This is a genomic window from Frankia sp. AiPs1 (assembly GCF_023716945.1).
Lineage (GTDB): Bacteria > Actinomycetota > Actinomycetes > Frankiales > Frankiaceae > Frankia.
The window spans coordinates 1-1,504 of the sequence record NZ_JAMQQF010000908.1 but is presented as its reverse complement, the minus strand read 5'-3'; the positions used below and the strand labels follow the sequence as shown (position 1 = coordinate 1,504).

Genomic DNA, 1,504 nt, shown 5'->3' with positions numbered 1-1,504 from the left:
ACCCGGCGGCGGCAGGCGGGCCGGCAGCGGCAGGCGGGCCCGTGCCGGCCGCGACGGTTGCGGGGCCGGCGTGCGGCTGCCGGTCATTCGACGCGGCGTAGCACCCGCAGCGACCCGGTCTGCGACTGCTCGCGGAAGCCCTCGTCAAGCGCCCGCAGCAGGACGTGGTACGGCGCCTGGCCGCCGTCGGCGGGGTCGGGGAACACGTCATGGATGGCCAGCAGGCCGCCGGGGGCCACGTGCCGCGCCCATGCGCTGTAGTCGGCCCGGGCCTGCTGCTCGGTGTGCCCACCGTCGAGGAAGAGCAGCGCGACCGGAGTCGACCACCACCGCCCCACCTGTTCGGACCGCCCGACGATCGCCGTCACCACGTCCTCGACCTGGGCCTGTTCCAGCGTCCGGCGCAGGAACGGCAGGGTGTCGAGGCGGCCCGTACGCGGATCGACCAGGGTCGTGTCGTGGTACTCCCAGCCGGCCTGGTTCTCCTCCGAGCCGCGGTGATGGTCCACGGTGACCACGGTGGCGCCCGCCGCCCGGGCTCCGGCGGCCAGGTAGAGGGTGGACTTGCCGCAGTACGTGCCGACCTCGCAGATCAGGCCGCCGGCGGGGATCGCCGTGGCCGCCGTGTACAGCGCCAGCCCCTCCTGCGGGGGCATGAAGCCCGTCGCCCCCTCGGCCACCTGCCGCAATGCCGCGTCCACCGCCGGCTCCCTTCGCTGGTTCGTCGTGCCGCCGTCCCGCCTCCCGCCGACTGGCGGTACCGCCCGATCCGGCCGGTACCGAACTTAGTGCCCCGGGGTCGCAGACTGGCCGTCTTCCAGCGCCGAGCGCCGGCCGGCCAGCCCGCCGAGGATGGGCGGACGTCGTCAACCGGATCGTGTCCAGGCGACACCCGCGACCGGCAACCGAGAACTGTTTGCCCGGCCGCCCAGGATGAACTAACCTGCTCTCATGGGCATCTGAGTAGGCGTGTGAACGCCCCGGTGCACCCGCCGTCACGGCCGGGTGGCCGAATCTTCTCGTCTATCCAGCCGACGTGGGCGATTGTCCTCGTGGCGCCGGGCCTCCAGCCGCGCACGACGCCATATCGCCTGGTAGTCCTGCTGTTTTGTCCGTTCACGGAACCTTTTCCTCGCGGCGTCCGCCGCCCGTCAGTGCTATTTTTCGGCGACTGGCCGGGCGTTTACCCGATGATGCTCACGTCGTTTCTCGCGTGATTCGGGAATTGAGCGTCCGCGGGGTCGGCGCCGCGATTTCACGCTGCCCCCGAAGGAGCACAGATGGCTGCTCGGTCCCGATCCCGAAAGCCGCACCCACGCAACACCGCCCCCACCGCCCCCCGGCCGGTGGCCGGGGGACCGGTGACCGCGCCCGGTGCCGACGCGACCCCGTCGCCGCTTGCCGACCCGGCCGCACCGCCACTCGCAGAACCGGCCGCGTCGCTGCCCGCAGAACCGGCCGCACCGCCACTCGCCGACCCGGCCGCACCGCCACTCGCCGATGC

General features: G+C 73.0%; 1 protein-coding gene and 1 pseudogene. One reads left to right on the top strand and one right to left on the bottom strand.

Translation table 11 applies throughout. The annotated features are described in order from the left end of the window. Positions 1-83: 83 nt before the first annotated feature. Positions 84-701, bottom strand: a complete 618-nt coding sequence (locus tag ND748_RS31790; protein WP_251749977.1) for a class I SAM-dependent methyltransferase — start codon at positions 699-701, stop codon at positions 84-86. A gap of 579 nt (positions 702-1,280) precedes the next feature. Between ND748_RS31790 and ND748_RS31785 the strand changes: the two are divergent. Next, positions 1,281-1,504, top strand: a pseudogene (locus tag ND748_RS31785) (hypothetical protein); the annotation flags it as partial.